Origin of the sequence: Saccharomonospora iraqiensis subsp. iraqiensis (assembly GCF_000430445.1) — a bacterium.
Classification (GTDB): domain Bacteria; phylum Actinomycetota; class Actinomycetes; order Mycobacteriales; family Pseudonocardiaceae; genus Saccharomonospora; species Saccharomonospora iraqiensis.
In genome coordinates this window covers 37,486-40,311 of the sequence record NZ_KE387112.1, presented here as the reverse complement: position 1 = coordinate 40,311, position 2,826 = coordinate 37,486, and the positions used below count along the sequence as shown (strand labels likewise).

Below are 2,826 nucleotides of genomic sequence, written 5' to 3'. Positions count from 1 at the left end.
GTCCGCCGGCACGCCCGCCGCGCGCCGCACCCCCGGCCTTCTTCCCGGCCCGTCCACCGGCACCGCCCGTGGACCGGCTCCCCGTCGGTCCTGCGGTGCTGTCCGGTCCTGCGGTGCTGTCCGGTCCTGCGGTGCTGTCCGGTCCTGCGGCCTCCGCCTGCTTCGCGGACGGGGCCGCGTTGCGGGACGAACCCCGGACCTTCCGCTCCTTCGGCGACTTCCGCTCCGACGACGACGGCGTTCCGGATGCCGTCGTCCCCGTGGACGCCGACCGCGCCCCGGCCGAGGTCTTTCTCCCGGAGCCGCCACGACGACGGTCGTCCCGCGGGGCACGGGCATCGGCGGCGGACGCGCGGGAGTCGGCACCGTCCCGCTCGTGGCCGTCCTGTGTTCCTTCTGTTACCCGACCCACGGGCTCAGCGTGCCATATTCACGCTCCCGTGGACGTGCCCGGCTCGCCACGTTCGGCCCATCCCGCGTCACTCGATCGGCGGAGTATCCGTTACCAGTTCCCCTCGTCGGCGCGGTCCCACAGCCCCAGAACGGCCCGCGCCACGGTGGTGGGTCGCTCCATCTGGGCGAGGTGGCCCGTCCGGGGCAGCACGAGCAGCCGGGCCCGCGGCAACGTTCGCGCCGTCCGCGGGGCCCGCCGCACCGAGATCACCCGGTCCCGCATCCCCCAGACCACCAGCGTCGGCACGGTGATCCGCGGGGCGAGCGCCCACAGCGACCCGCGACCGGGGGTGAACCACGCCCGGAAGATCTCCGTCGTACTGCGTCCGAGCGCCTCCTCCGCCCAGGTCAGCGAGGCACGCGCGCCGTGCTCGTCGATCAGCTCCGCCAACCGGTGTTCCGGGAACAGGGTCGGATCGGCGAAGCAGAGCCGGAGGACCTGCTCGGCGCGCTGCCGCGGGGACATCGCCGCCAGCCGCCTGCGCACCCGCCGACCGACCAGCGGCAGATACGCCAACGGCAACCGGGGGTCGGCGAGCCTGCGGGGGTCGGGCCTGCGGTCCGGGACCGCGGGCGAGACGAGGGTCAACGTGCGCACCAGCTCCGGCCGGTGCGCCGCCAGCATCATCGAGACCGCCCCGCCCATGGAATTGCCGACCAGGTCCACCGGCCCCCGGCAGTGCCCGGTGAGGTAGTCGGCGAGCACGTCGGCCTGGGCGCGGAGGCTGAAGTCGAAGCCCTCCGCGGGCGGGGAGAACCCGAACCCCGGCAGGTCGGGAGCGTGTCCCTCCGCCCACGGCGAGAGCAGGCCCGCGAGGTCGCTGAAGTTGGTGGAGGACCCACCGAGGCCGTGGACGTAGACCGCCGTCCGGGCACCGCCCGCCGGGTGCCGCCCGGGCTGCTCCGGCACGGGGCCGGGACCGGGTGTGTGCCGCACGTGGAGCACGCCGTCGTACCGGCTGCCCGCCACGTCGGTACCGTCGGCACCACCGCACACCCGCACCTCGACCCCGGGCCACGGGCCGGTCATGCCGTCGAGCGGCGGCAGGGGGGCGTCCGACAGCGGGACGTGCGTCAGCGGGGGGCGCAACCGGGCCCGGGAATCGACGGCGTCGGCGAGCGGACTGGGCAGTCTTTCGGACACAATCCCAGGATGCCGCAGCCCGGTCGTCTTGGCGTGGGTGGCGTACCCACAAGTAATGTGCGGTGGGAAACGAAAACGGAGGCGGGGATGACGGACACGACGCACGCGCAGGGCGGGACCTCGGGCTCGACGCCCACCGGGTCCTCGGCGCCCGGACGGGGGGTTCGACTGCCGCGCACGGAGCGTCGTGCGCAGTTGCTCGACGCGGCCCAGCGGGTTTTCGCGGCCAACGGTTACCACGCCGCGGCGATGGACGAGATCGCCGACCGGGCCGGGGTGAGCAAGCCGGTGCTCTACCAGCACTTCCCGGGCAAACTCGAGCTCTACATCGCACTGCTGGAGAACCACGTCGAACACCTGGTGTCGGGCGTGGAACGTGCGCTGGCGTCCACGACGGACAACAAGCAACGGGTGAAGAACGCGGTGGGGGCGTTCTTCGACTTCGTCAACGGGGACGCGGGCGCCTTCCGGATGGTCTTCGAGTCGGACCTGCGCGGGGAACCCGCCGTCCAGGAGGCGGTCGACCGGGCCACCTCGGCCAGCGTCGACGCGATCACCGAGACGATCACCGCGGACGCCGGACTCGACGAGGACCGGGCCCGGCTGCTCGCCGTCGGCCTGGTGGGGATGAGCCAGGTCAGCGCCCGCTTCTGGCTGAACCAGGACAGCACCGTGAGCCAGGAGGAGGCGGTCGCCCTGACCTCCACCCTCGCCTGGCGCGGCATCGGCGCCGGCTTCCCCCTCAGCGGCCGCGAGTAGGCACCCCGGGTGGTGCCGTGAAGGGCACCTTCCCTGCGTCACACGCAGCGAGGGGCACATTCACTGCGTCACACGCAGGGAAAGTGCCCTTCACGGCACACCCACCTCACGCCGGCACCGGGGAGGGGTGGGTACGGGTGCGGGTGGGTGTGGGACGGGGGAGGAGGGCGCTGAGGTGGAGGGCGACCTCGTGGGCGCGTTCCTGCGGGAGCATGTGCCCCGCACGGGGGTAGGTCACCAGTCGTCCGGAGTGCCACTCCCCCGCGATCACCCGTGCGTGCCGGGGCGGGCAGAGCCGGTCGGCGGTGCCCACCAGGACGACACCGGGAATGCCGTTCAGCCGTGCCGGCGCCGCCCGGCGGTCGTGCCGGGAGATCGCGGTCTGGAACGCCCCGACGCTGGCGGGGTGCGCCCGGAGCAGCTGGTCGGCCACCGACCCGACGTCCGCGCGACGCGGCCGGTCACCGAAG

General features: G+C 73.7%; 3 protein-coding genes. 1 reads left to right on the top strand and 2 read right to left on the bottom strand.

Annotation, left to right across the window (positions count from 1 at the left end; translation table 11 throughout):
• Positions 1-502 precede the first annotated feature (502 nt).
• On the bottom strand, positions 503-1,597 hold the full coding sequence (locus ACTIR_RS0116955) for an alpha/beta fold hydrolase (protein ID WP_026455177.1): 1,095 nt from the start codon (positions 1,595-1,597) through the stop codon (positions 503-505).
• An 87-nt stretch (positions 1,598-1,684) separates the two neighbouring features.
• On the opposite strand from ACTIR_RS0116955, the gene ACTIR_RS0116950 reads away from it, so the two are divergent.
• Positions 1,685-2,356: a TetR/AcrR family transcriptional regulator gene (locus ACTIR_RS0116950; RefSeq protein ID WP_026455176.1), complete on the top strand. Its 672-nt coding sequence runs from the start codon at positions 1,685-1,687 to the stop codon at positions 2,354-2,356.
• A gap of 106 nt (positions 2,357-2,462) precedes the next feature.
• Here ACTIR_RS0116950 and ACTIR_RS23945 read toward each other — a convergent pair.
• Positions 2,463-2,826: alpha/beta fold hydrolase (locus ACTIR_RS23945; protein WP_161629651.1), on the bottom strand; the 364-nt coding region annotated here is incomplete at its 5' end.